Source organism: Emcibacter sp. (assembly GCF_048269205.1).
Taxonomy (GTDB): Bacteria; Pseudomonadota; Alphaproteobacteria; order Sphingomonadales; family Emcibacteraceae; genus Emcibacter.
On the sequence record NZ_JBLXJC010000001.1, the window covers coordinates 882,756 to 908,323 of the forward strand.

Genomic DNA, 25,568 nt, shown 5'->3' on the forward strand with positions numbered 1-25,568 from the left:
CAATGGCGGTGGCAATAAGGCACAGACCGATGCTGATACCCGTGGCAAGATCTGTTCTCAGCCATTTACTTTCTTGTTACCGCCCGGGCTGATGTTAAAGCTTTTTTGAAAGCGGCTGGCGTAATCTTATTCGTTTCCCCCGGCTTTTCTTGCGATGCAGCAACGACTTGTTTAGCATAGGCAGGGAATTAAATCTTATCCGGAATGTCTGCAGTAGATGACTGAAATTATTATCCTTCTCGCCGCGGCGGTGGCGGCCGTCCTTATTTTTACCCGCGTCGGTCTTGGCGCCACGCTTGGCTATCTGGCGGCTGGCGCAGTAATCGGTCCCAATGGGCTGGCGCTGGTGCAAAATATGGACACCATTCACCATATCGGTGAGCTGGGCGTGGTTTTCCTGCTGTTTCTTATTGGTATAGAAATCAAACCGCAGCGCCTTTGGGTGATGCGCCGCCTGGTGTTCGGCTTCGGTGGGGCGCAGCTTCTGATTACCGGTGCGTTGTTCACGTTGGTTGCATATTACGCGGTGTCGCTCACTTTTTCCGTAGCCATCATCGTGGGCTTTGGCCTGGCCTTGTCTTCGACTGCTTTCGGATTACAGATCCTGGCGGAGCGCAATCAGCTGACTGCCCATTGGGGCCGGGCCAGCTTTTCTGTGCTTTTGTTCCAGGACCTGTCGGTTGTGCCGCTTCTGGCGCTGGTTTCCCTGGCCGCAGCAGGTGGTATTGATGCCATGGAAAGTATGGAACTGGCGGCGCTGAAAGCCGGGGGCATATTTCTGGCAATTCTGGTCGGGGGACATTTTGCCATCGGGCCGGCGCTGAAGATGATCGCCCGAACCCGCAGCAAGGAAGTGTTCACAGCGGCTGCCTTGTTATTGGTGCTTGGTATCGCCATGGCCATGGAAAAAGCCGGCCTGTCCATGGCGATGGGAGCCTTTGTTGCCGGCATGTTGCTGTCTGATAATGAATTCCGTCATCAGATTGAGGCTGATGTGGAGCCTTTCCGGGGTCTACTGCTGGGACTGTTTTTCATGAGTGTGGGCATGGCGCTGGATGCGGGCGTCGTAAGCCGGGACCTGGGCCTGATCGTCGGCGGGACCGTCGCTCTTCTGGCGGCCAAGGCGGCGCTGATTTTTATCCTGGCCCGGGGATTTCGGCTGGACACACCGGCGGCCTTTCGTTCTGCTTTTCTGTTGTCCCAGGCCGGGGAGTTCGGTTTTGTCCTTTTCACATTGGCTGACAACAGCGGAGTCCTGCCAGCCGGCATCCTGGAACCTTTGCTCAGTATTATCGTCCTCTCCATGGCGCTCACCCCCCTGATGATGAAGCTGGGTGACAAGCTGGCCAGGGGCGTTGCCGGAAGCGGCAGGGCCATTGCGAAGGAAATCGCAGATGATGGAGAACAGAAGGTGGTGATTGCCGGGTATGGTCGAGTGGGGGAGACTGTCGGACGTCTATTGTCCGCTACAGAGCAACCCTGGCTGGCAGTGGATATGGATGTGGAACATATCGCCAGGGGACGAAGCAACGGCAATGAAATTTATTTCGGGGATGCCAGTCGTCAGGAAGTGCTCCGGGCCATTGGTATTGGCAAGATCAAGCTGATGATTGTGACCCTGGATGAACCGAAAGCAGTGGAAAAGACAATCCATGCCGTGCGTCAGTTGCGGCCGAAACTGCCCATCATCACCCGCGCCCGGGATGTGCCAACAGCGGAAAACTATGCGGAACTTGGTGTCCAGGTAGTGCCGGAAACACTGGAGGCCAGCCTTCAGCTTGGTGCCATATCCCTCAAGGTTCTGGAGGTGGAAGATACGGAACTCGATGAAATTCTGGAAGAATTCCGCACAGACAATTACCGCCGGCTTCGTCCCAGTTCGTCTCTACCCCCGGATTCGCCCGGGAATGAAGACGGAAAATAAGGAATACCCTGCAGGGAGTAGCCTTGCCATGAAAAAAGCCCCGCCGGGAGATGGCGGGGCTTTTACTTCTGAGGTTGGAGTTATCAGAAGGTATATTTCAGGCTGGCGGAGAAGTTCCGGCCCGGCTGGGTGTAACGGTCCAGATAAGTGGTGCTGCTTGACTGGCCGCGCACGTCTTCCCACAGCCAGTGTTCCTTGTCTGTGACGTTGAAGACACCGGCCCGCAGGGACAGGTTCGGGATAATGTTGTAATAGGCCGTCAGGTCGACCAGGGCATAGCCGTCGGTTGTGAAATAGTCTTCGTCAGGGACGGTGTCCTTGTCCTTTGCACCGACGAGAGTCAGGTTGACGCCGACACCCCAGATTTCATCAGGAGAATCATAGGTCAGGCCAAATACTGCTTTGGTCGGGGAGATTGATTCCAGCGGTATTTTTTCACCTTCACTTTCACTTTCACCCTTGGCGTAGGCAAAGGCGGCCTGGAAGGCGACACCTTCGGGTGCCCCAATGAGCTGGTCCAGCAGCAGGGCAGTTCTGGCCTCAATGCCCTTGATGGTGGCTTCATTATAGTTCTGGTACTGGAAGACCCATGGTGTAACTGTATAGTCACTGGTCTGTTCAATAAAATTATCATATTCCGTGTAGAAGCCGGTCAGTTCAAAGCTTCCTGCCGGGGCGTTGACCCGGAAACCACCTTCGAAGGAATTGCTTTTTTCCGGTTCCAGGTCCGGGTTGGGCAGGGTGACATATCCACGGTAAGCAGAGCTCAGGTCCCCACGATAAAGCTGGACCAGGTCGGGGGATTTGAAACCCTGGCTGAACTGGCCAAATACGGAAAATATGTCTGTGATTTTATACACAGCACCTACACGGAAGGTGACTTTCTCACTGGTGTGTTTGTCAAATTCATCAGTATAAATATCATCCGCATCAGGATCGGCTTCAAAACGGTCATAACGTACTCCCGGGGTGATCAACAGGGTTTCATCAAACAGTTTGATCTGGTCTTGCAGGTAAATGCCGTAGGTATTGCCCTTAACCACCGGTGTATAACGGGCAATGTCCGGGGCCTGGTCTGTATCCAGATAATATTTGTTGGTCAGGTTTTCCTGTTTGGTGTTCTGGTAGGTCACCCCGTAAGTGAAGTGATGTACACCGGCGGTTTTGTCAAACTGGGCGGAAACCTGGAAGTCTTCCTCGCCGTGGCTGTAATCGATCAGACGGGTGAAATAGCCAAAGCGTTCCGTATAGTTTGTGGTCTCCTGATCCACGGAACTATCCTGCCAATCCACGGTCCAGCTGAGGTTGTCGAACAGCACGTTATTGGCCGTCCATTCATGGGTCAGGCCGATATGGTATCGCTCGGATTCATCATCTCCGGTATAGTTGTCATAGTTATAGGACGCATTGTAGCTCGGCCCTTCGAGGGACTTCAGCTCAATAAAGCTGGTGGAGCGGAAATATTCACCGACAAGTTTCAGCCGATGGGCATCATTGACCTGATACTCGATCTTGGCCAGCACATTGTCCGTGGAATAATCATAAGGATCGGGCAGGGTACGGTCGTTGCCGAGGGCATCGCTGTAGCCGTCGCCGTAGTTTTCCGTTTCCTTGCCGTCCCGGCGCGTATACTGGATCAGGCTTTCAAGTTTGCCGGTCCGGTTGGCCAGGGTCAGGGTTTCGGCAAAGGTGTTGCTGACGCTGTTATAGAGAACTTTTGCGGCGCCGCCTGTGTCATTGCCTTCTTCGTCCAGATAGGCGGACGGGCCCTTGGTGGTGAAAGCAACTACACCGGCCATCGCATCACTGCCGTACAGGCTGGACGCCGGCCCACGCAGGATTTCCACATTATCAAGGGAGTCAATATCGACGAAATTACGGGGAGACATAAGAAAGGGACCGCCTGAGGAAAAACTTTCTGATTGTTCCATACCGTCCACCAAGATCTTGACCCGGTTGCCGGTCAGGCCGCGAATGTTAAAACCGCTCAGGCCGAAGCGCCCGGAATTGGTGGCCTCCACACCGGGCTCATAACGCAGCATGTCGCGAATGTTGGTGGACAGGATCGCATCGATCTTTTCTTCATCAATGACGGTGACAGTTGCGGGCACGTCGACAAGCTTGTTTTCGGTGCGGGTGGCGGAAACCACAATGACTTCCAGCGGGGCGGTGCCCGGGCCAAGATCGGATTCTGCTTCCTCTGCAATTGCTGTGGAAGAAATGGCGAAGGCGGAGGTGCCGGCCGCCAGAAGGGTGAAAAGGGCTAATCTGTTCATAAACTATACTCCCGCTGCCCGAAGGCTTGTTTTTGCAATTAAGATTGATTCGCAAGAATAATTATCAGTTGGGCGCAGAGGCGTCAACAAGTTAATAATAACTCGCAAAATTAGTTGCAAAAATAATTCGGTATCTGTAAGAGCGTAGGGGAGATGGTTGGAATCGGGAGCTTATTCCCTTTCAAATATTAGAAAATTATTGAGTGGAGTAATCTTGTGATACGGACTCTTGAAGACTTGATGTATCAGGTATCGGACCTGTTTATGGCGCCGGTTCTTGTCCTGCTGGTGGTATTGTTTTTTTACAGTCTTTATGCGCTTGGCGGGTTTTTTGTACAGGGGGTACAGCGCAACAGGGGAGCCGTACAGTTCCGCAGACTTCTCAATGACGGTCTTCAGCCCGGCACCGACACGCCCAAGGGATATCCACTGGCCGCTCTGGCGGTGAAAAATTCCAGCATCACCAAGGACGAACTTGATGTGGCCGCGCTTGGTGAAATGGAAGCTGTGCGCATGGTCAGCCGCGTGGCGCCCATGCTCGGGCTGATCGCCACCATGATTCCCATGGGACCGGCTTTGAAAAGCCTGTCCGACGGGGATGTGCAGGGGATTAGTGAGAATCTGATCGTGGCCTTCTCCGCCGTGATCTTCGGTCTTGTGGTGGCATCCATCACCTTCTTTATCGCCAGCACCAAAAAGAAATGGCTGGCTCAGGAACTGGTGGCCCTGCTGCCGCATGTGGAAAAAAGGTCCGGCCGGGCGGCAGAGGAAAAGGGGGCCCTCCGTGAAGCTTCTTGACGAGGATGAATCCATCAACCCGGCCCTGTCCGTGGTCAATCTTGTGGATGTGTTTCTGGTGCTGATTGCAGCGCTGCTGATCTCCATTGCCCAGAATCCCATCAATCCTTTTGTGGATGACGATGTGATGGTGATTAAAAACCCCGGCCAGGAAAATATGGAAATGATCGTCAAGAAGGGCGAGAAGATCGAAACCTATAAAAGCACCGGCGATATTGGCTCCGGCGAGGGGGTCAAGGCGGGTGTTGCCTACCGCATGCCGGACGGTTCCATCATCTATGTGCCCGACGAGGGAAGCGCGGAAAATTCCGCCAACTAACAAATATTCAGAGGAAATATCATGCGTATCCTGCTGGCACTTGTGGCCTCCCTGAGTTTCTCTTCCGCTGCTGTAGCGGATGCTACTCACAAAATGCTCTATGTTTCAGGCACCCATGCCAATGCGGCGAAAATATCCGTCATCAGGGACTATGCGGCAAAATTTGATATTTCCATTGATCTGGCAAGTGCCCGGGATTTCAAGACCGGGGAACAGGCGCTGGCCAAATTCAACGGGTACGACCTGGTGTTAATGGATGATTCTTCTGCCCGAAGCACAAAGGCGACATTCAGCAAGTTTTTACCGGCGGTGGCGGCAGCGAAAAGCCGTCTTCTGGCCATCAACTGGCTGGATAGTCCGGATCTGGTAAAGGGGGTGTCGGCCGGGCAGGCCAAGACCCTGCATGAGTACTATGGAAACGGCGGAGTGGTGAACCTGAGCCGTATGGCGGACTTTCTTGCCCATCAGGTGTTCGGCGATGGCTCCCGGGCTGTACCGGCCCCGGTGGTTTATCCGGAGGTCGGAATCTATGCGCCGGGTTATGAAGGCCTGATTTTCGAGGATGTGGACAGTTACCTGAACTGGCGCGGGAAGGGTCTCGAAGGACAGAAGGCCGTGGTCGGTGTGTTGTTGCAGCGCTCCCTGATCGAATCCGTCAATACGGAAGTGGTGGATGCGGCCATCGCCCGGATCGAGGAAAAAGGCGCTCTGGCCATTCCTTTCTTTTTTGAGCTCAGTCCCCGCTCCAGTGACTATACTCCCATGCTGCAGAAAGACGGCAGGACGATCCTTGATGTGATTGTGAATTTCCGGGCCATCCACTGGGCCAACAAGCGCAAGGAAGAGTTCGAGCGTCTCGGGGTGCCGGTGATGCAGGCGCTGACCTATTACAACGGCAATCAGGCAGACTGGGAAAATGACAGCCAGGGTATTTCCGCCACCATGACACCCTTTGTGCTGGTTCTGCCGGAAACCGCCGGGGTGATTGATCCGGTAATTGTGGCCGCCGTCGATCAGGAAACCGGGCATGCGGAAGTGATTGATTACCAGATGGACCATCTTGTTTCCCGGGCGCTTAAATATGCCGCCCTGCGGACCAAGCCTAACGGGGAAAAGAAACTCACCGTTATGGTCTGGGGCGACAAGGATATGGGGGCGTCTTTTCTCAATATCGAGCACAGCCTGCGCGCCATCAGCGCCAATCTCAATGATGCGGGGTACAGTGTCAACAAGGTGGACAGCAATTATTTCACCGATCCCGTGGACCGGATTCTCAATCCTTTCTACCGGGATTATGAGCTTGATAAACTGCTTGAGGATGATCTGGCGGAACTTATGCCGGTGAAGGATTATCTCAAGTGGTTCAATAGCTTGCCGGAAGAAGTTAGCAAACCGATCAATGATTTCTGGGGCCGGGCCGAGGATAATTTCATGGTCGTCCAGCGGGATGGGGAAGCTTATTTCGTGCTGCCCCGTATCCGCAACGGCAACATGCTGGTGATGCGCCAGCCGCCCCGTTCCGACGACAAGGACCAGGACAAGCTGATCTACCATCAGGGCACCGTGCCCATGAACCATTATTATCTGGCCGCCTATTATTATGCCCGCAAGTTCTGGAACAGCGACGCGATCATCCATCTTGGCACCCACGGCAGCCAGGAGTATCTCACCGGCAAGGAGCGCGGCCTGTCCCGCTATGACCAGGGCAACCTGGCGGTCTGGGATACGCCGGTCATGTACCCTTTCATCATTGATGATGTGGGCGAGGCCATGCAGACCAAACGCCGGGGCAGCGCCGTGGTGGTGGCTCACATGACACCGCCTTTTGCCGCCGCCGGGCTTGAAGGCGTGACCGCCAATGTGCATGAACTGATGCATCAGTATCGTTCCATGGATGATGGCGGGGTAAAGGTTAAAACCGGCGAAGAACTGAAAAAAATATGTTTTGAGTCAAAGGTTTGTGATGATCTCGCCATGACGTCGGAACAGATTGACGCCGACTTTGAGCATTTCCTTGAGGAACTGCATCTTTATCTTGAGGACGTCGCCAATGCCAACCAGCCGCTGGGGCTGCATACCTTCGGCGAACTGCCGGAACCTGATCTGGTGACCTCTACCATCGTGCAGATGCTGGGCCGTGACTATGTTTCCCGGGCCCGGGAGTTTGAAGCCGATCATTACGGGGCGGCTCATAAAGACGGCAATGATCACCTGGATTCAAAAGCAGACAGTCTGGAAGACCTGGCCGGCTTCAAGACGGTCCGTGACTATGTGATCCTTGGCAAGGACCTGAAGGGGCTTGATGACGAAATCAGGGCCGATATGGAGCGGGGCCGGGACTATTACAGTCGCATGGAGGGCATCCGCGAAATACCGCATCTGGTGTCGGGTCTTGCGGGACAATATATCCCGGTCAAGACCGGCGGCGATCCGGTGCGTTCTCCGGACTCACTGTCCAGCGGCTTCAATCTTTATGGTTTCGATCCGGCGCGCCTGCCGACCAAGGCGGCCTGGGAACAGGGCAGGGAACTGGTTGAGGGTGTGATAAATGACTATTACAAAGAGCATGGAAGATATCCTGACAAGCTCGCCTTTTCCCTGTGGTCGATCGAGGCCATGCGCCATTACGGGGTGCTGGAGAGCCAGGCTATGTATGCCATGGGAATTCGCCCGACCTGGAGTGAAAACGGCATGGTCACCGGCACGGAAATCATTCCCGTGCGGGAATTGAAACGCCCCCGGGTGGATGTGGTTCTTTCCGCCACCGGACTTTACCGGGACGCCTTTCCCAATGTGGTGTTGCTTTTGGCTGAAGCGGTGAAAAAGGTCGCCGAACTCAAGGAAGCCAACAACTCCATCTGGGAAAACAGCCAGCGGGTGAAGGCGGAACTTCTGGCCGAGGGAATGAGCGAGGAGGATGCGGAATATTTCTCGACTGTGCGTGTCTTCTCCAACGAATCCGGGACCTACGGCTCCGGTGTGGATGATGCGGTCCGGGCCAGCGATACCTGGGAGACGGATGCCAAAATCGCCGACAATTACATGGCCAGGATGGGCAATGCCTACGGGGCTGATCCAAACCGCTGGGGCGAGAAGGTGGACGGGGTCAATATTTACGGCAAACAACTTTCCGGCACCGATGTGGCCATGTTCGCCCGGTCATCCAATCTGTACGGTATGATTTCCAGCGATGATCCCTTTGAATATTTCGGCGGCCTGTCGCTGGCGATCCGCAATCTGGACGGTAAAAGCCCGGAAATGGTGATTTCCAACCTGCGGGACGCGAAAAATCCACGTGCCGAGGATGCGGCCCAGTTCCTGGCCAAGGAACTGCGCACCCGTACCCAGCACAGCCGCTGGGTTAGCGAGATGATGAAAGAGGGCTATTCCGGCGCCACCACCATGGAAGGCAAGATTACCAATTTCTGGGGCTGGCAGGTGGTCGATCCCAATCTTGTCCGGGCCGACCAGTGGCAGGAATTTGCCGAGATTTATGTGAACGACAAATTCGATCTTGGCATTCAGGAATGGTTTGAAAAGGTCAACCCCGGCGCCCAGGCCCAGATCATCGAGCGCATGCTGGAAGCGGTGCGTAAAAACTACTGGGATGCCAGTGATGAAACCCGTCAGCAACTGGTGGAAAGGCTGATCGAGCTGGTTAACAAATATGACCTGATTGTGGATAACGAAAAGCTCGCGGACTTTGTGAATGCCCAGGCGGCCGGTTTCGGTCTTTCCGCTGCACTGCCTGCACCCCAGGCGGCATCACAGGGGCAGATGACCCAGCCGGTGGAAGGCCGCGAGCTGAAGAAAGTGGAAAAAGCGGAAGCTGTGGAAAGCGACTGGAACTGGTCAATGATCGCCTCCTTCGGTCTCTGCCTGCTGTTCTTTGTCGGCGGCGCCGTCCATCAGGCCCGGCGTCGACCCGGCGGGGCAACCGCTTTCGGGGCTGTGTCCGCCGAATAGAGCGGGTTCAGTCCGCCCGGCGGTAGAGGTTCACGCCCTTGTCATCGGTTTCCCGGATGACCTGGCCCTGATGGATCAGAAAGTTGAGGTGGGCGAGGGTCTCGCCGGCGGCAAGATTGAGTTTGCCGCCGGTAATTTCCCGTTTAAACAGGGTGGTAAAGCAGTCCGGCACCCGCACCGGCGTCCGGCATAGCTCAAGCAGCTTTTCCAGGTTTTCCTGATGATCGCTGATCATATAGGCAAGCCGTTCCCGGGCGCCGATAAAGGGATTGCCGTGCGCCGGCAGCACCAGCACATTCTCCGGCAGGTAGTTTTTCAGCATTTCGCAGGACTCCAGCCAGTCCTCGAGCGGGTTGGCCTCCGGCTCCGTCGGCCAGACACTGATGTTGGAGGAAATCTCCGGCAAAATCTGGTCGCCGGAAATAAACAGGTTTTTCTCCGGGCAATGCAGACAGGCATGTTCCGGTGAATGGCCGCGGCCGATCACCACAATCCATTCCACTCCGCCGATGGTCAGCCGGTCGCCGTCCCGAAGGCGGGTGAAAGCATGGGGCAGGGCGCGGATGAAGCTGCCGAACTTGCCGAAGATGGCCCGGTAGCTGTCCATCTGTTCCTCGGTATAGGCGGCGGCGCGGATGAAATTCAGGGCCTCGTCCGGCACGTCATGATGGGTGTCCGCAACCAGGGTCCGGGCGGTGAGATATTCGACCTGTGACATATGCAGCGGGATATCCCATTTGCGGCAGATCCAGCCGGCAAGACCAATGTGATCCGGGTGCATATGGGTGACGATGACCCGGTTCACTGGCTTGTCACCGAAGAAGTTCTTGAATACGTCCCGCCAGGCGTCCGAGGAAATTCTGGTGCCCATGCCGGTATCCACCACGGTCCAGCCGTCCTCTTCCTCCAAAAGCCAGCTGTTGATATAGGGCGGACCAAATTCCAGCGGGATGCGGCAGCGGTAGACCCCCTCGGCCACCTTGTCCGGCCGGGCGAGCTCCGGCTCGTGGGAGATAGGATACTGCATCTTGGGGCGTTCGGGTCTGGTCATGGGGAGCTTTCCGGTAAACTTTACTTGTTCAAGATATAGAACGGCCTGACGGAAATGGAAAGGCCCGGAGACAACTAGCCCCCATGTCTTTTATGCATGGCTGGAGGCAGGGGGGTAGCCTAGGCCCCCATCGGCATTTGTTCCAGGATCAGGCTGAAGAGCTCGTTTTGCGAGCTGATACCGAGCTTGGCGTAAGCCCGTTTGCGATAGGTATGAATTGTTGAGATGGCCACATCCAGGTCAAGGGCGATGGCCTCTGACGTATAGCCCTGGATAATGCGCACACAAACTTCGCGCTCCCGCTCCGTAAGCTGGCCGAACACCTCGCTCTGTTCCTCCAATAGCCGGTTCATCAGGTCCGGTGAGCGGCTCAGGGGCACCCGGGTGATGATGGGGTCGGCCGGTTTGTCCCGGAACTGGGTCAGGCGCGAATGTTTGAAAATCAGGTTGGTAAGCAGCGGCAGAAGCTGGGAGAGTTCCTGGAAGTCTTCCTCCGAAAAGGGGCCGGACTGTTCCAGCCGGTAAAAGCTGCAGTAAATGTTGTAGGCACTGGTCTGCAGCAGGCTGGAAACCTTGTCGATCAGGCCGCTTTTCCCAAAAAACTGTTGCCGGTAGTCTTCGGGGTAGCCGGCGGTGTCGGCCCGGCCCAATACCGTAAGCTGGTCACTTTCCGGCGGCGCGCCGTCTTCGGCCATTGGGGGGAGCTGCGGGTCCCGGGCCCGGTAGTCCGAGACATAGGCGCGGGCGAGCCGGTTGCAGGTGTCCTCATCCAGGCGGCTCTGGGTAAAAAGATGTTCGGTATGACCGTCGGGGGTGGTGATGAAAACCGTGCAATGGTCCACAACGACGGCCAGGTTGACCAGTTCGAACAGGGTTTCCTCGAACCCGGCCCGGCCCAGCTTGCAGATGGTGCTGGTCAGTTTCGCCAGCCACTGGTCTGTCCCGCTTGTTGACACTTTTTCTTTCCTCCCGATGTTTCTCAAGTTTATAGTGGGCCCAATAGAAAAGTCCATGGGTAACCCATGTTTGAAGCCAAAGAGAGTTTATGTTCGAAGAGAGATTAAAGACCTCGATCTGGGTGTCGGCGGAAATCAGGCGCCTTGACGTGGAACTGATGACCGCCATGGTGCTGCACAAGGGGGACAAGGACCGGGGGCTGGTGCTGATCAAGAAAAACCTGCTCGGGCCCGGTTGTGTGCTTTACATCCAGTCCCGGGACATGGACGGAAATCTCGGCTGGCGCTGCCCGCTTGGGGAGGAGCCGGTCCCGGAAGACAAGGCCGACAGCTATATCGCCCGCCAGCGTGACTTTGACGACGACCTGTGGGTAATCGAAGTGGAGGACCCGAAGGGGACATACCAGCCGCAGAGCTGACCGCGGCATGGGGGGATGATGAAATATCTGAGTTTATCTTTTTTGGTTCTGCCGCTGCTTCTTTCGGGATGCATGATGGGGGATCCTTGTGCCTCCCGCCTGCCAGAGGGAGTGAACCCCCTGTCTGGAAAACCGCAGCTTGGCAAAGACGAAGATCAGGGGCAATTGTTCAGATATTACCGCTGCCGGGCAAGCCAGGATGATGAGGAAGCTATGTATCGCCTTGGTCTCGCTTACGAGCAGGGCCTTGGGGGCGATGTTGATTTGGATAAGGCGGCACATTGGTATGAGAAGGCGGCCCGGCCCAAAACCGGCATGGAATATAATTATCTCTATAACCGGCCGGTACAGAAAAGACCGTCGTCAGAGGGGCATCCGGAAGCCCAGTATCGACTTGGCCTGATGTATCTGGAAGGCCGCGGCCGCAAGCAGGATGACGGTTTTGGCCATCTCTGGTTCAGCCGGGCGGCGAAACAGGGTCATGAGGAAGCACGGGCAATCTACGACAAGCTGACACTCAAGCTGGAAAGTGAACCCTGGGACTGAACGGGACCTACCCGCCCCGGCGCATGAAGCACTTTTTCAATCTCGATCTGCACCAGCCGTTTGGCCTCCGGCGTATTCGGTTGCGCCTGCCAGCCGGTTTCTTCGAAATTATTGAAAATCACCCGCGCATTGCCGAGGACACGGAGTCGGGCGCCGGTATCGAAGTTGGCAAACAACAAGCCGGCCCGTCCGTCCATCAGGATATTGCCGAGGGTGTTGAAGTAGTTATTGCCCGCATATTCCGGAAAGATCAGCCGGTCCGGGGCGTGGACCTGGACGAAGCCCGGCGCGCCGCCGCGGTGGGAGATATCCATGCCGCTGAGCCCGTTATTCTGAAAGGTGTCATAGCCGCTGGCGATAAAAAAACGCCGGCTTTCGCGGATCATATCCCTGATTTCAGGCGTGGCCTTGTTGTATATGCTTTCCGGTCCCGGCAGGGGCGGGCGCGCCATCTCCCGGATGTCGATATATTTCGGGCAATTGCCGAAGGCCTGGTCGACCCGCAGGATCACATGATCCTCTTCCCGGGCGGCCACATGACCATTGACCCGGTTGCGCCGCCGGTTGGAAAAATCAAGCCCCAGAAGGCCCACGCGCTGCCCTTCCTCAAGGCCGGGGACTAGGCTGTGAAGCACCAGATGTTCTTCGTCTGGCACAGTGATAAAGGGGCTGTCCTCATGAAGGATAAAGGGCTGCGGCCAGCCGTCCTCATCCCGCGCCGACAGAAACAGGTAGCTGAGGCCGCGGAAAAATTCCTGATGTTCTTCGGTGAGGAAAGGCCGAATGAAGCGGCGGCCGATCCTTTCAGTAAGCTTACGCCGTCTGGCAATGTCCTGCATTTTCTGCTCCCCCTCGTGAAAGGGGGAGATATCCTGCTTTTCATAATAAGAAAGTGACATGGTATGCTCCAGGATCAGGCAGCATCAAGTGCCGGGTCGGGCATGGCGACAAAACCGGTGAGCCCTTCCACATTCTCAAGCCAGCGCTGGATGTTGCCATAGGCGGAAATATCCACGCCGGAGAGCGGCGCGCGGGAGATATAGCTGTATAGGGCAACATCGGCGAGGGTGGGCCGGTTGCTCACCAGCCAGTCGCGGTCCTCCAGCAGCGGGTCCATGACGGCATAGAGCTTGTGGCTGTTTTCAACGCCTTCCTTATAGACCTCGTCGCTGCCGCCGAAGACCCGGGCGACATAGGCCTTGGCCGGGCCCTGCAGCACCTCATTGGCGGCCACATTCAGCCATTGTTGGATTTCTGCGGCGGTTTTGGCGTCCTCAACCGGATACCAGTCTCGGGCCCGGTGTTTCAGAGCCAGATAGACCAGGATGGCGTTTGATTCCCGAATCAGGGTGTCGTCGTCTTCCAGCAGCGGTACTTTGGCAAAGGGATTGCGTTTCACATAGTCCTCGTCTTTGTGCTCGCCAGACATCAGATCCACTGGCACGCATTCATAGGGCAGGCCCATAAGGTCCAGGAACAGTCGGGCCCGGTGGCAGTGGCCGGACAGGGAAAGATCGTAGAGTTTATACATGCTGTTCTCCTTTTTTGTGGGGATAGCTTCGGGTTAGGGAAAGATTGTTCATAAGCAGTCCGATCAGCACCAGAAGGGCGGCGCCGGAAAGGACCGGGAAAAGCAGGAACGTGACTGCCGGCGCGGACATCATTACCAGGACCGGGTTTGCCCCGGCCGGGGGGTGGATTGTCCGGGTCAGTTGCATCATGGCGATGGCCGTGCCGACAGCCAGTCCCATGGCCCACCAGCTGTCTCCAAAGAGGAAGAGGAACACAAACCCGGTCAGGGCGGTGAGGGTATGACCGCCGATGACGTTCCGGGGCTGGGCCAGCGGGCTTTCGGGGAGTCCGAAAACAAGAACGCAGCTTGCGCCAAATGGCGCCATCAACAGAGGCAGGCTGGAATATCCGGTCAGCGCTCCCAGCAGGCAGATGGCGACGGCGCCGCCGAGCCAGGACCAGAAAATATGCCTGAAGTCCCGTCCGACAGAGGCGCGCAGGGTTTTCACAGATTGCATAGCGTCACTCCTTTTTTGAATAGACAAGTCTGTCTGCTTTGGCAATATATACAGACAGGTCAGTATATTTTCAATGAATTATTTTCTCAAATTTATGTGATCTTGCGTGATCGCGGTAAAGAAGCTATGATATACCGCAAAAAAACAGACAGGTTTGTATAAGGTTATTCCATGGCTTCATTACGCAGGGAACATCTGGTGGACACGGCGCTCAGGCTGTTCAACGAAAACGGCTATCACGCCACCGGCATCGATACGATCCTGAAGGAAGCCGGTGTCGCCAAAATGACCCTTTATAATCATTTCAAGTCCAAGGACGACCTGGTGGTGGCGGTCCTGCAAAAGCGCGAGGAATGGTTTCAGGACCAGTACCGGCAGAAGACGCTCGGCTGGGACAAGAAACCCATCGGCCGGCTCAAGGTCTGGCTGGAGATTTACGAGGAATGGTTCCGCTCGCCCGACTTCAACGGTTGCATGTTCCAGAAGGGGGCGGCGGAATATGCCGATCCCGAAGGGCCGGTGTTCAGGGCGATCCGGGCCTATAAGGAGCGGGCCATGAAACAGTTCGCCACGCTGGGCGCGGAAATGGGCCTTAAGGATCCGATCTCTTTCGGCCGGCAACTGATGGTGATCCTGGAAGGCGCCATCCAGGGCGCCAAGCTGTTCGGTCCCGACCCGGCGATAGAGACCATGCGCGAAATGGTCCGCCATTTGTTGCCGTACCGGGCGTAAATATTCAGATTTACATCTTGTATATTTGCCCGGGGCTCCCACATATCCTCTGACAGGGCTGGGCACTTTCGGCCCTGTCCTTCAAAAAATCCGGAAAAAAGATCATTTTTTTTACCCGCTCCCCTTGACTCTCACCTTCCATGGATTATCTCTCTAGGCAGCTGTTGGCACTCCCAGGGAGTGAGTGCTAACCTTTAACTTCAAACCAACCAAATAGAGGGAATTACGAAATGGCATTTCGTCCTTTGCATGACCGTGTTCTGGTTCGTCGCGTAGACGCAGAACAGAAAACCGCTGGTGGCATCATTCTGCCCGATACCGCCCAGGAAAAACCAAGCCAGGGTGAAATTGTTGCTGTGGGTTCCGGCCACAAAGCCGAAGACGGCACCGTGACGGCTCTGGATGTAAAAGCAGGCGATACTGTCCTGTTCGGCAAATGGTCCGGCACCGAAGTCAAGGTTGAAGGTGAAGACCTGCTGATCATGAAAGAATCCGATATCCTCGGCATTATCGAATAATTCATCTCGCGATTGAACTCCGCTTCTCGCGACAGATATTCAAGACACAAAGGAATTTAAAATGGCAAAAGACGTAAAATTCGGTTCTGACGCCCGTGGTCGCATCCTCAAAGGTGTGGATACGCTGGCCAACGCTGTTAAAGTGACCCTCGGCCCGAAAGGCCGCAATGTTCTTCTCGAAAAATCCTTCGGTGCGCCGCGCATCACCAAAGACGGTGTCTCCGTTGCCAAGGAAATCGAACTCAAAGACAAATATGAAAACATGGGCGCCCAGATGGTCCGTGAAGTGGCCAGCCGCACCAACGATGTGGCCGGTGACGGAACAACCACTGCCACCGTTCTGGCCCAGAGCCTGATCAAGGAAGGCATGAAAGCCGTTGCAGCCGGCATGAACCCGATGGACCTGCGCCGCGGTGTTGACCTGGCCGTGACCAAAGTGATCGAAGACCTGAAAGCCCGCTCCAAAGGTATTTCCTCCAGCGAGGAAGTTGCCCAGGTTGGCTCCATCTCCGCCAACGGTGAAGTTTCCGTCGGCCAGATGATTGCTGACGCCATGGACAAGGTTGGTAAAGAAGGTGTGATCACCGTCGAGGAAGCCAAAGGTCTGGAATCAGAGCTGGAAGTTGTTGAAGGCATGCAGTTCGACCGCGGTTACCTGTCTCCCTACTTCATCACCAACGCCGAGAAAATGACCGTTGATCTGGAAAATCCTTACATCCTGCTGCACGAAAGCAAGCTGTCCAGCCTTCAGCCGATGCTGCCGCTTCTCGAAGCTGCTGCTCAGTCCGGTCGTCCGCTGCTGATCATTGCAGAAGACGTAGAAGGTGAAGCTCTCGCTACCCTCGTGGTCAACAAACTGCGCGGCGGCCTGAAAATTGCTGCTGTGAAAGCTCCGGGCTTCGGCGATCGCCGCAAAGCCATGCTGCAGGATATCGCCACACTGACCGGTGGTCAGGTTGTGTCCGAAGACCTCGGCATCAAGCTGGAAACTGTTACCCTGGATATGCTGGGGACTGCCAAAAACGTCACCATCACCAAAGACGATACAACAGTTGTTGACGGTGCCGGCGCCAAAGAAGAGATCGAAGCCCGCTGCGGCCAGATCCGCGCCCAGGTGGAAAGCACAACTTCCGACTATGACCGTGAAAAACTGCAGGAACGTCTGGCCAAACTGGCTGGCGGTGTTGCCGTGATCAAAGTTGGCGGTTCTACCGAAGTTGAAGTGAAAGAACGTAAAGACCGCGTTGATGATGCCCTGCACGCCACCCGCGCTGCGGTGGAAGAAGGTATCGTTCCCGGTGGTGGTACGGCTCTGCTCTATGCCACACGCGTTCTCGAAGGCCTTGAAGGCGAAAACGCCGACCAGAATGTTGGTGTTGCCATCGTTCGCCGCGCCCTGGAAGCCCCGGTGCGCCAGATCGCTGAAAATGCCGGTAAAGATGGTGCCGTGATCGCCGGTAAACTTCTGGAAAGCAGTGACGCCAACTATGGCTTCAACGCCCAGAAAGAAGAATATTGTGACCTGGTGGCTGCCGGTATTATCGACCCGACCAAAGTGGTTCGTACGGCTCTGCAGGATGCGGCTTCCGTTGCCGGTCTGCTGATCACCACCGAAGCCATGGTTGCCGAAATTCCGGAAGAAAAAGGCGCACCGGCTATGCCCGACATGGGCGGCATGGGCGGCATGGGCGGTATGGGCGGCATGGGCTTCTAAGCCTAAGCGCTCAAACGCACCAAAGATTACTGGGAAGGGCTGCGCAACCGCGCGGCCCTTTTCTTTTGGGGGTATTGACTTAGAATTAACGTGGTATGCTTTGTGAAACAGCGAAGAATGGGGGAAGCATGAAAAAGAAATTCAAGATTGGATTGGGGGCAGCTCTGGTCTGTGTGTTGTATTACTATTTCGTAGTGCTGGGTCACTGGGCTTATTTGAACTTCTATTATGCTAAAAACGGCATTGGCAATTACGGGGTTCCAAACGCCGTTACACGGAGTGTAATTCTGGGTTCCGATAAGGCGGAATTGGAGCCGATAATACGTCCTCGGGAACGCCGCGGTCTTTGCACGTTGGATGAAATTAAAAACTTCCAACTATATGACTATGGCAGATGTTTTGTCGTAGGGGGAGGGTCGGATTGCGGCTATATCCTTCCAAGTATTAAGTGCAGGAAACTATATGTTCGATCAGATGTCTGGGAATATGAAGAGGTAAGAGAGAAGATAATTTATGCCTCCCTGCATCCTTGCGAGTTTCTAGTGAGCAAAGATGTGCTTGATGAGAGTTTTCCAAACGGGCAATTGCATCGTCCAGAAAGTGTTGGGGAAACGGATATATCGAAAGTGGAAAATTACAAGAACCTGAGTTTTCGTCAGAAGTTTGATCTGCGCCTCAGATCCAAAAACAGAGGAGTTCCAGATAAGGGTACTCACTATTACGCATGGGAAACCGCAGGATGTGAGAAGCACCCCATCAAGTGGGTTTATATTTCTATAGTAACCGATCTTAAAGATTATCGGGAGCCACTGAAAGTATATAAAGCTGTACTCAGAGGACGAAAAATAGAGGGGAGGTATATTTGACCTTAAAACGATCGTTTGAATTTCTCCCGTAAATGTCCTAGACTGTTCCCGTGGAAAATTCTGGGAGCATGACGACATGAGCGACTATGTTTTAAACGAGCGGGATGGCAGCCTGCTGGTCCTGACTTTTAACCGGCCGGACAAGAAAAACGCCATTACCCACGACATGTATACGGCCTTTTGTGACGGCATGGACGAGGCGGCGGCCGACAGCTCCGTCCGGGCCGTGGTGTTCCTCGGCAATGGTGACGCCTTCACCTCGGGCAATGACCTGAAGGATTTTGCCGCCGGCATCCAGCATTCGGAGGAGGCGCCGGTGTTCCGCTTCCTGAAAACCATTTCCCAGTTTGAAAAACCGATTGTCGTCGGCGTCAACGGCCTGGCGGTCGGCATCGGCACCACCATGCTGCTGCATTCCGATCTGATCTATGCCTCCCCGGACGCGGTCTTTACCACCCCCTTCACCAATCTGGCGCTGGTGCCTGAGGCGGCCTCCTCGCTGCTGCTCCCCCGGGCCATCGGCACCGCCAAGGCGACCGAGATGCTGATGCTGGGGGCGGCGCTTTCTGCCGAAGAAGCCGTGCAGGCCGGGCTGGTGGCGCGCATCCTGACCGGGGCTAACTTTCACGAGGCGGTGCTGGAGAAGGCGCGGGAGCTGGCGAGCAAGGCGCCGACCGCGATCCTGGAGACCAAGCGTCTGTTGGCCAAAAATCGCGCCGAGGTTCAGGAGCGCATGGACGAGGAGGGACTGTTGTTCGCCGAGCGGCTGAAAACCCCTGAGTTCATGGAAGTGGCGGCCGCCTTTTTTGAAAAGCGGCCCCCTGATTTTTCAAAATTCTGACTATTCATTCCGGGTGGAGATGATCTCCCACTGGCCGTCTTCCTGTCGGCAGGCAGTGCCGTAAGCGGTTTCCGTTTTGCCGCCGACGGTGACGGTCTGCTGGAATTCACGGCAGTACCGTCCCAGTGTGCTTGTGCCTTCCCGGGTGGCGGTGACCCAGCCAGAGGCATTACCGTCCCGCCAGGTCACAGTTTCCCCTATAGGCGCCCTTGTGGCCATAACGATGGCATTTTCATGGGTGCGCTGCTGCTGTTCGCTTAACTCGTGCAGGATGATCAGGGTAAAGGCGGTGAAGGCCAGCCAGAAAAAAGCATCATTGTCCGTATAGTAAAACCCGAACCCCGGATAGATAAGACCATAGGGGCGATAAATCCGGACCCCCCGATAGAGCCGGTATCTTTCCGGCGGCAGCGGCCGGACGTAGGGCGAATGCGGGCCGGCATAGAGGGGAACGCCCGGATGAATGCGCGGTGTGAAGGGCGCGGCCTTGGGGGGCGGGCCTTTTGGCCCTGAGCGGGGCGGATCGGCCAGCACGGGCCCGGTCATCAGTGTTGTGGCCAGCAGAAATACAAGAGCATTGGACGAATATTTGATCAACATTTTCCATTCCTTACAGGTTTGCAGGGGCCTTCCGGTTTACAGGCGGTAAAGATATCAAATCAGAAGATCATGAACCTCATATCTATGAAGTCGCCCGGGTCTGTCGGAAACGGGGCGACTCGTGTTCTGCAATCCTGCCTTACTATTGTGGAAACGGAAATCAGATAGATCAATTGCGGGTGGAACCACGGATGAGTCGAAACCCTGGAGCAAGGTTAATAAACCCGGTTAACGGGAAAAGGGCGTCGGGTCACCGGGCGGGGAATATTGTCCTACAGATGGGGAAGTGTAGCCTAACTTCCTGAAACTATTAGTAAAAACTAAAATAAAGCTGCCGGAAACAATGGCGCAAATTTTATATGTGTTTTCAGGGGATTATTCATAAAAGAAAGGCGGCTCCTTACGGGCCGCCCAAGTCTGGGGAGGAAAATGTCTAACAAAATCTAAATTATGCCCAAATAGTTTAGATTCAGTTAATGGCCACAATTTCCACGTTTCCACTGACTTCATAAGCAATGAGAAGAAGGGGGGTGCCGGTGGGGCTGTTTTCAGCCGGAATAAAGCTCAAACCTTCCGGTCCCAGATAGCCGGCTTTTTTCCAGTCCGCGTCCTTTTCATAGTTCAGTCCCTTTTCGAAATGCCGGGGGTTATGGTATCCGGCAAAGGACGGTTTGCGGGGATCGGTTATATCATAGACCATGACGCCACCCACTGTTTCGAGCCCGATAAAGGCATAGGTGCGCTCATTGATCCTGCCGGTGGTGATGCCTTCCGGTTCCGGTCCCTTGTTGTCGCTGCGGCTGTCGCCGCTGTCACCGGCTGACTTGTCGCTGTTGAAAAAGGCGCCAAGCCATTCCGCGGTTATGCGCTCGAAATCATTCCCGCTGTCAAAGACCAGGGTTCCGTCCGTGTCAAAGATGGAAAAGGACCGTGCGCCGTAGGTATGAACCCGGTCAATGTCGCCGTCTCCGTCCAGGTCACCGTCAGTGGAGGATATGCGCAGTTTGGCCAGTTCCTTTTTCGTTGCCTCGTCCAGGGCGGCGGGATCAAGCTTTGCTTTGGCGAGCTTGGTTTCCTCCGCGCGGGCATCGCCTTCGTTGGCGGTCAGGATATAGTTTTTACCCTCAAACTCCAGACTTGCCACGCTGTCGGGCATATACATGCCGAAGACGGGGCGGGGGACAATGTTGATGCCGTCGCCATCAACACCGTCCAGGGCGTTTTCAGGCCGGCTGTGGTCTTTCAGGCCCAGGGGAATGATTTTTGTGATGCCGGCTTTGGCAATATCGATTTCCGCCAGTGCGTTATTTTCCTGCAGGGAGACCCATGCTGTGCGGCTGTCTTTGGAGACGGCGATATATTCTGGTTCCGCATCCTCGGCAAAGCTTTTGCCGGGGGCGATACGCACACCGTCCTTGACCAGGGCCTTGCGATTGAAGGCACCAAAGGCGGCAGTTGCAGGGGTAGCTTTGTCAATGCCGGGCTTCAGGTCGATGACAGTGATGGAGCCTTCCGGATCAAAGGTGCCGTGGGGTTCTCCTTCATTGGCGACCAGCACATAGCGCCCGTCGGGGCTAAAGGTCACCATGTCCGGGAGAGATCCGGCGGGAATTTCCCTGACCCTCTTGTGGTGGTTGTCAAAAAAGACAATCTTGCCGGGACGGCCCTTTGCTTCTGCATCATGAACAGCCACGGCGATCAGATCATCGCGGACGGCGACGCTGGTGGGGCTTTCAGATTTCGCCAGATCCAGCCGGGTGACGAATTCCATCTTCCCTTGCGCCGTCAGCCTGATCACCTCTACTGAGGGGGCCGCGCCATTGACGAACAAGACAAGACCCGTGCTTTTCTGGAACACCACGATTTCTGCGGCGCTTTTATCGAAAATGCCCGTCTCCCATGTTGCAAGCGGGGTGAGTGTAAGTTCCTCCGCACTGGCCCGTGACGGGGCCGCGGCAGGCAGGACCAGGAAAGAGAATAGGGTGAGCCCGGCAATCCTGGCTGTAAGGTGTTTGTGATGTGTCATTGATCTTGAATCCGGAATAGATTATTCGAAGCAATCATGATGGAAGCAGATTATGTAACTTTTATGAAAAAAAATAATAGCGGGAATCGCACGTCCCGTATTGAATTTTTATATTTATATCGTTATATATGTAGAATATAATAATACACATAAAATATAGTGTAAAATATTTTGAACCGGCAGGAACCGGTGATGGAAAGACCGCAATGTATAAATATGACGATTATGACCAGCGTATCATCAATGAACGCGTGGCCCAGTTTCGGGGACAGGTGGAACGCCGTCTCAGCGGAGAACTGACCGAAGAAGAGTTCCGGCCCCTGAGGCTACAGAACGGTCTTTATCTTCAGCTGCATGCCTATATGCTCCGGGTGGCAGTGCCTTATGGCCTCCTGTCTTCGGACCAGATGCGCATGCTGGCCCGTATCGCCACCAAATACGACCGGGGCTATGGCCATTTCACCACCCGTCAGAATATCCAGTATAACTGGCCGGCTCTGGACAAGGTGCCGGATATTCTGTCTGACCTGGCTAGTGTGGAAATGCATGCGGTGCAGACCAGCGGTAACTGTATCCGCAACATCAGCGCCGATCAGTATGCGGGTGTGGCTCCTGACGAGGTGGTTGATCCACGGCCCTATGCCGAAATTATGCGCCAGTGGTCCACTTTCCATCCGGAATTCGCCCATCTGCCGCGGAAATTCAAAATGGCCTTTACCGGGGCGACCAAGGACAGGGCGGCGATCCTGTATCACGACATCGGTTATCGCGCCGTACCGGGCAAGAACGGTGAAGTCGGGTTCGAGGTCTATGTGGGCGGCGGCATGGGCCGGACGCCGATGATCGGCAAGCTGATCAATAAATTCGTGCCGGAAAAGGACCTGCTGACCTATACCGAGGCCATCATGCGGGTTTATAACCAGTTCGGTCGCCGGGACAACAAATACAAGGCCCGGATCAAGATTCTTGTCCATGAACTGAAACCCGAGGAGTTTACCCGCCGGGTGGATGAGGAATGGCAGAACCTCCAGGCCGAGGGCGGGGTCATTCTCGACCAGGCCGAAATCGACAGGGTCAAGGCCTATTTCACCGAACCTGATTATGAGACGCTTCCGGCCAAATCTTCCCGTGTCGATCAGCTTCTGGCCGACAACCGGGATTTTTCCTGGTGGTACAAGAACAATGTGACCACTCACAAGAAACCGGGCTATGCCATTGTTGTGGTGTCTCTGAAAAAGCCGGGGGTGCCGCCGGGCGATGCCACTGATGACCAGATGATGGCGGTGGCCGATCTGGCTGACGAGTTCAGCTTTGGTGAAATTCGCACCACCCATGAACAGAATCTGGTTCTGGCGGATGTAAAGCTGGAAGACCTGCCGGAGCTCTGGGAAAAACTAAAGGGGCTTGGCTTCGCATCCCCCAATATCGGTACGCTTCAGGATATGATCTGCTGTCCGGGTCTGGATTTCTGTACCCTGGCCAACGCCCGCTCCATTCCCGTTGCGGACCGGATCAGCAATTTCTTTGATGATATGGATTACCTCTATGATCTGGGTGAGCTGAAACTGAAGATGTCCGGCTGCATCAATGCCTGCGGACATCACCATGTGGGGCATATCGGCATCCTTGGCGTGAACAAGAAAGGGACCGAATATTATCAGATCACCCTGGGCGGTTCGGCTGAAGATGACGCCTCAATTGGCAAGATCATGGGGCCGGCCTTTGACGAAGAGGAAATTGTCCCGGCGGTGGATCGCCTTCTGAAAACCTATCTGGAGGTAAGGGAAGAAGGGGAACGTTTCCTGGATACCTATCGCCGGGTGGGTATGGATGTGTTCAAGGAACAGGTCTATGAAGATGTATCCCTGAAAGGAGCCGCGCTGTGAGAATCATCAAAGATAAAAAAATTGTAGAGGATCACTGGCGCCATGTGGGTCCGGCTGATGATCTGTTCCTGGGGGATATTATTGTACCCCTGGACATCTGGAAATCGGATCGGGAAAGCCTTTCGACCCGTAACGGCAAGCTGGGGATACAGCTTGAACCGGACCAGCATCCCTCCGAGATTGCCGCCGACCTCGAAAAATTTGATGTGATTGCCATTAATTTTCCCACCTTTATGGACGGGCGCGGCTACAGCCATGCCAAGATTCTGCGTGACCGTTTAGGCTATAAGGGAGAGATCCGGGCTGTGGGTGACATCATGCGGGATCAGCTTTTTTATCTCCAGCGCTGTGGATTTAATGCCTTTGAAATAAAGACGGGCAAGAATATCGAGGAAGAAATCAAGGGACTGGAAGACTTTTCGGAAGTCTATCAGGTGTCCGCCGATCAGAAGGTGCCGCTTTACCGTCGGCGTTAAAATGTGACAAAAATTTTTCAGTATCGTTAAAGAAAAAGCGGCTTTCGAGCCGCTTTTTTCATATTCGGGAACATGACCCGTCCGGAAAAATGACCATTGTTACGTTTGTGTCATATATATGTAACATAAATAAAATAATTGAGTCATATCCGAGATTGATATTTTATAAATCTCTAATGTATTTTATGTCGTTCCGAGTAACACCAAGAACTCAATAACCGCATATAGACAAAAGGAAAAAACATGTCTTACAGGTTTAAAAAGGCCAGCCTGGCGGCTGCTACTGCCATAACCGGGGCGCTTCTTGCTGCTCCGGCCTCTGCCCAGACCGTTGAAGAGCTGCAGAAGCAGATCAATGCCTTGCAGCAGCAGGTCAACGAAATGAAAACCAAGCAGGATCAGGAAGGAAAAAAACAGAGCGATTCCGGGTCTGACCTGAAAGTCAAATGGAAAGGGGCCCCCGAACTTTCCAGCAAGGACGGCAAATTCAAAATGAAGGTGCGTGGCCGCCTTCTGATGGATTACGGCAATGTTTCCGACAACAGCGGTACTGTAGTGGATGACACTGAATTCCGTGCCGCGCGCCTGGGTGTTGAAGGCGTTGTTTTCAAAGACGTGAAATATAAGTTCGAGATCGATTTCGCCGGCAATGAAGTGACGGTTCAGGATGCCTATCTTTCCTGGGACCTGAAGCCGGTATCTGTTGATATCGGTCAGTACAAGACCCCCAACTCCCTCGAAGAGCAGACGTCTTCACGTTATATCACCTTCATGGAACGCGGTTCCTTCACCGATGCCTTCAGCCTGGCCCGCCAGACAGGTATCGCTGTGAACTATGCGGATAACGGCCTGACGTTCAAGGCCGGTCTGTTCCAGGGGAATGCCGGTGGTGGTGGTGAGGTGAATGACCGCGCCTATGCCGCTCGCGCAACCTACAGCACCAAATTCGAGGACGTTCTGGTGCACATGGGCGCCTCTATCCGGTATCGGGAACTGGATGAAGCCGGTTCTGTCCGCTATCGCCAGCGTCCGCATAACCACCAGGCCGGTCGTTATGTTAATACTGGAAACTTCGATGCCGACTCTGACACCTTCTACGGTGTAGAGCTGGCCGGTGTTATGGGTCCTTTCTCCGCACAGGCTGAATGGGCCTGGCAGTCAGCCAGCCTGATAGGCTCAGATGACAGTGCCACCTTCAACGGCGGTTATGTCGATCTCAGCTACTTTATTACCGGTGAAAGCCGCAGCTACAAAAAAGGCGCGTTTGGCCGTGTGAAAGTGGCGAACCCTGTCTTTGAAGGCGGCATGGGCGCCTGGCAGGTAGCTGTCCGTTACGACACCATCGACCTGAGTGACGATGATCTTGCCATTCTCGGCGGCAAGCAGGAAACCTTCATCGTTGGCGTTAACTGGCACCTGAACGACTATGCCCGTTTCATGGCCAACTACTCCTCCTCCGATATCGAGGGCGGCAGTGACGACGGTGAAAACATCGATGCCTGGGGTCTGCGTTTCCAGGTTGATTGGTAATATAAACCAGTTTTATCGAATAAAATTTTGGGACGGGGCTCTTGCTCCGTCCTTTTTGCTGTTTAAGTGATTATTTTCTGGAGATTCCACAGAT

Annotated in this window: 22 protein-coding genes; 14 read left to right on the forward strand and 8 right to left on the reverse strand. The window is 54.8% G+C overall.

The features are described from left to right. Positions 1-217: 217 nt before the first annotated feature. Positions 218-1,924, forward strand: coding sequence for a monovalent cation:proton antiporter-2 (CPA2) family protein (locus ACN0YD_RS04090; protein ID WP_417317372.1), 1,707 nt, complete (start codon positions 218-220; stop codon positions 1,922-1,924). A gap of 83 nt (positions 1,925-2,007) precedes the next feature. Here ACN0YD_RS04090 and ACN0YD_RS04095 read toward each other — a convergent pair whose 3' ends face one another. Further along, positions 2,008-4,200 (reverse strand): TonB-dependent hemoglobin/transferrin/lactoferrin family receptor, encoded by a 2,193-nt coding sequence (locus ACN0YD_RS04095; RefSeq protein ID WP_417317373.1) that lies wholly within the window; start codon positions 4,198-4,200, stop codon positions 2,008-2,010. A 216-nt stretch (positions 4,201-4,416) separates the two neighbouring features. Here ACN0YD_RS04095 and ACN0YD_RS04100 point away from each other — a divergent pair, with 216 nt between their 5' ends. The 3 genes from ACN0YD_RS04100 to ACN0YD_RS04110 are packed head-to-tail and all read left to right on the forward strand — an operon-like array spanning position 4,417 to position 9,283. Then, positions 4,417-4,998, forward strand: a complete 582-nt coding sequence (locus ACN0YD_RS04100) for a MotA/TolQ/ExbB proton channel family protein (protein WP_417317374.1) — start codon at positions 4,417-4,419, stop codon at positions 4,996-4,998. Further along, positions 4,985-5,317 carry a DUF2149 domain-containing protein gene (locus ACN0YD_RS04105; RefSeq protein WP_417317375.1) on the forward strand — a complete coding sequence of 111 codons (333 nt, stop codon included), beginning with the start codon at positions 4,985-4,987 and terminating at the stop codon, positions 5,315-5,317. The genes ACN0YD_RS04100 and ACN0YD_RS04105 overlap by 14 nt, the downstream gene beginning before the upstream one ends. 21 nt (positions 5,318-5,338) lie before the next feature. Then, on the forward strand, positions 5,339-9,283 hold the full coding sequence (locus ACN0YD_RS04110) for a cobaltochelatase subunit CobN (RefSeq protein WP_417317376.1): 3,945 nt from the start codon (positions 5,339-5,341) through the stop codon (positions 9,281-9,283). A gap of 7 nt (positions 9,284-9,290) precedes the next feature. Here the strand turns inward: ACN0YD_RS04110 and ACN0YD_RS04115 are convergent, their stop codons facing one another. Continuing rightward, positions 9,291-10,334, reverse strand: a complete 1,044-nt coding sequence (locus ACN0YD_RS04115) for an MBL fold metallo-hydrolase (RefSeq protein ID WP_417317377.1) — start codon at positions 10,332-10,334, stop codon at positions 9,291-9,293. Positions 10,335-10,453: 119 nt separating this feature from the next. Beyond that, positions 10,454-11,290, reverse strand: a complete 837-nt coding sequence (locus ACN0YD_RS04120; protein WP_417317378.1) for a helix-turn-helix transcriptional regulator — start codon at positions 11,288-11,290, stop codon at positions 10,454-10,456. 89 nt (positions 11,291-11,379) lie between these two features. On the opposite strand from ACN0YD_RS04120, the gene ACN0YD_RS04125 reads away from it, so the two are divergent. Both ACN0YD_RS04125 and ACN0YD_RS04130 read left to right on the forward strand, forming a co-directional pair. Then, positions 11,380-11,709, forward strand: coding sequence for a DUF1491 family protein (locus ACN0YD_RS04125; RefSeq protein WP_417317379.1), 330 nt, complete (start codon positions 11,380-11,382; stop codon positions 11,707-11,709). A gap of 72 nt (positions 11,710-11,781) precedes the next feature. Continuing rightward, positions 11,782-12,255 (forward strand): tetratricopeptide repeat protein, encoded by a 474-nt coding sequence (locus ACN0YD_RS04130; RefSeq protein WP_417317380.1) that lies wholly within the window; start codon positions 11,782-11,784, stop codon positions 12,253-12,255. Here the strand turns inward: ACN0YD_RS04130 and ACN0YD_RS04135 are convergent. From ACN0YD_RS04135 to ACN0YD_RS04145, 3 genes are read right to left on the reverse strand one after another with little or no spacing between them, the layout of a single operon-like run. After that, entirely contained in the window at positions 12,210-13,154 is a 945-nt protein-coding gene (locus ACN0YD_RS04135; RefSeq protein WP_417317381.1) for a pyridoxamine 5'-phosphate oxidase family protein, read from the reverse strand. The genes ACN0YD_RS04130 and ACN0YD_RS04135 overlap by 46 nt on opposite strands. Positions 13,155-13,168: 14 nt before the next feature. Beyond that, positions 13,169-13,786, reverse strand: coding sequence for a glutathione S-transferase family protein (locus ACN0YD_RS04140; RefSeq protein ID WP_417317382.1), 618 nt, complete (start codon positions 13,784-13,786; stop codon positions 13,169-13,171). Then, positions 13,779-14,285, reverse strand: coding sequence for an HPP family protein (locus tag ACN0YD_RS04145; protein WP_417317383.1), 507 nt, complete (start codon positions 14,283-14,285; stop codon positions 13,779-13,781). Before ACN0YD_RS04145 ends, ACN0YD_RS04140 begins: the two co-directional genes overlap by 8 nt. A 171-nt stretch (positions 14,286-14,456) precedes the next feature. On the opposite strand from ACN0YD_RS04145, the gene ACN0YD_RS04150 reads away from it, so the two are divergent. The 5 genes from ACN0YD_RS04150 (at position 14,457) to ACN0YD_RS04170 (ending at position 18,956) form a co-directional block, all read left to right on the forward strand. After that, positions 14,457-15,017, forward strand: a complete 561-nt coding sequence (locus tag ACN0YD_RS04150; protein ID WP_417317384.1) for a TetR/AcrR family transcriptional regulator — start codon at positions 14,457-14,459, stop codon at positions 15,015-15,017. A 230-nt stretch (positions 15,018-15,247) separates the two neighbouring features. Further along, positions 15,248-15,535 carry a co-chaperone GroES gene (groES, locus tag ACN0YD_RS04155; protein WP_321393048.1) on the forward strand — a complete coding sequence of 96 codons (288 nt, stop codon included), beginning with the start codon at positions 15,248-15,250 and terminating at the stop codon, positions 15,533-15,535. Between the two features lie 61 nt (positions 15,536-15,596). After that, the gene (groL, locus tag ACN0YD_RS04160; RefSeq protein WP_417317385.1) at positions 15,597-17,249 is read left to right on the forward strand and encodes a chaperonin GroEL; all 1,653 of its coding nucleotides are present in this window, start codon (positions 15,597-15,599) and stop codon (positions 17,247-17,249) included. Positions 17,250-17,377: 128 nt separating this feature from the next. Then, positions 17,378-18,115 (forward strand): hypothetical protein, encoded by a 738-nt coding sequence (locus ACN0YD_RS04165; RefSeq protein ID WP_417317386.1) that lies wholly within the window; start codon positions 17,378-17,380, stop codon positions 18,113-18,115. Between the two features lie 76 nt (positions 18,116-18,191). After that, a complete protein-coding gene (locus tag ACN0YD_RS04170) occupies positions 18,192-18,956 on the forward strand; it encodes an enoyl-CoA hydratase (RefSeq protein ID WP_417317387.1) in 765 nt (254 codons plus the stop codon). Here ACN0YD_RS04170 and ACN0YD_RS04175 read toward each other — a convergent pair whose 3' ends face one another. Next, complete coding sequence (locus ACN0YD_RS04175) at positions 18,957-19,556, reverse strand: RT0821/Lpp0805 family surface protein (RefSeq protein WP_417317388.1); 600 nt, start codon at positions 19,554-19,556, stop codon at positions 18,957-18,959. A 469-nt stretch (positions 19,557-20,025) separates the two neighbouring features. Beyond that, on the reverse strand, positions 20,026-21,582 hold the full coding sequence (locus tag ACN0YD_RS04180; protein WP_417317389.1) for a choice-of-anchor I family protein: 1,557 nt from the start codon (positions 21,580-21,582) through the stop codon (positions 20,026-20,028). A 206-nt stretch (positions 21,583-21,788) separates the two neighbouring features. Here ACN0YD_RS04180 and ACN0YD_RS04185 point away from each other — a divergent pair, with 206 nt between their 5' ends. The 3 genes from ACN0YD_RS04185 to ACN0YD_RS04195 all read left to right on the forward strand — a co-directional run bounded on the left by ACN0YD_RS04185 (position 21,789) and on the right by ACN0YD_RS04195 (position 25,474). Beyond that, positions 21,789-23,468 carry a nitrite/sulfite reductase gene (locus ACN0YD_RS04185; protein WP_417317390.1) on the forward strand — a complete coding sequence of 560 codons (1,680 nt, stop codon included), beginning with the start codon at positions 21,789-21,791 and terminating at the stop codon, positions 23,466-23,468. Continuing rightward, entirely contained in the window at positions 23,465-23,944 is a 480-nt protein-coding gene (locus tag ACN0YD_RS04190) for a DUF934 domain-containing protein (protein ID WP_417317391.1), read from the forward strand. Before ACN0YD_RS04185 ends, ACN0YD_RS04190 begins: the two co-directional genes overlap by 4 nt. A gap of 243 nt (positions 23,945-24,187) precedes the next feature. Beyond that, positions 24,188-25,474, forward strand: coding sequence for an OprO/OprP family phosphate-selective porin (locus tag ACN0YD_RS04195; protein ID WP_417317392.1), 1,287 nt, complete (start codon positions 24,188-24,190; stop codon positions 25,472-25,474). Positions 25,475-25,568: the final 94 nt, after the last annotated feature.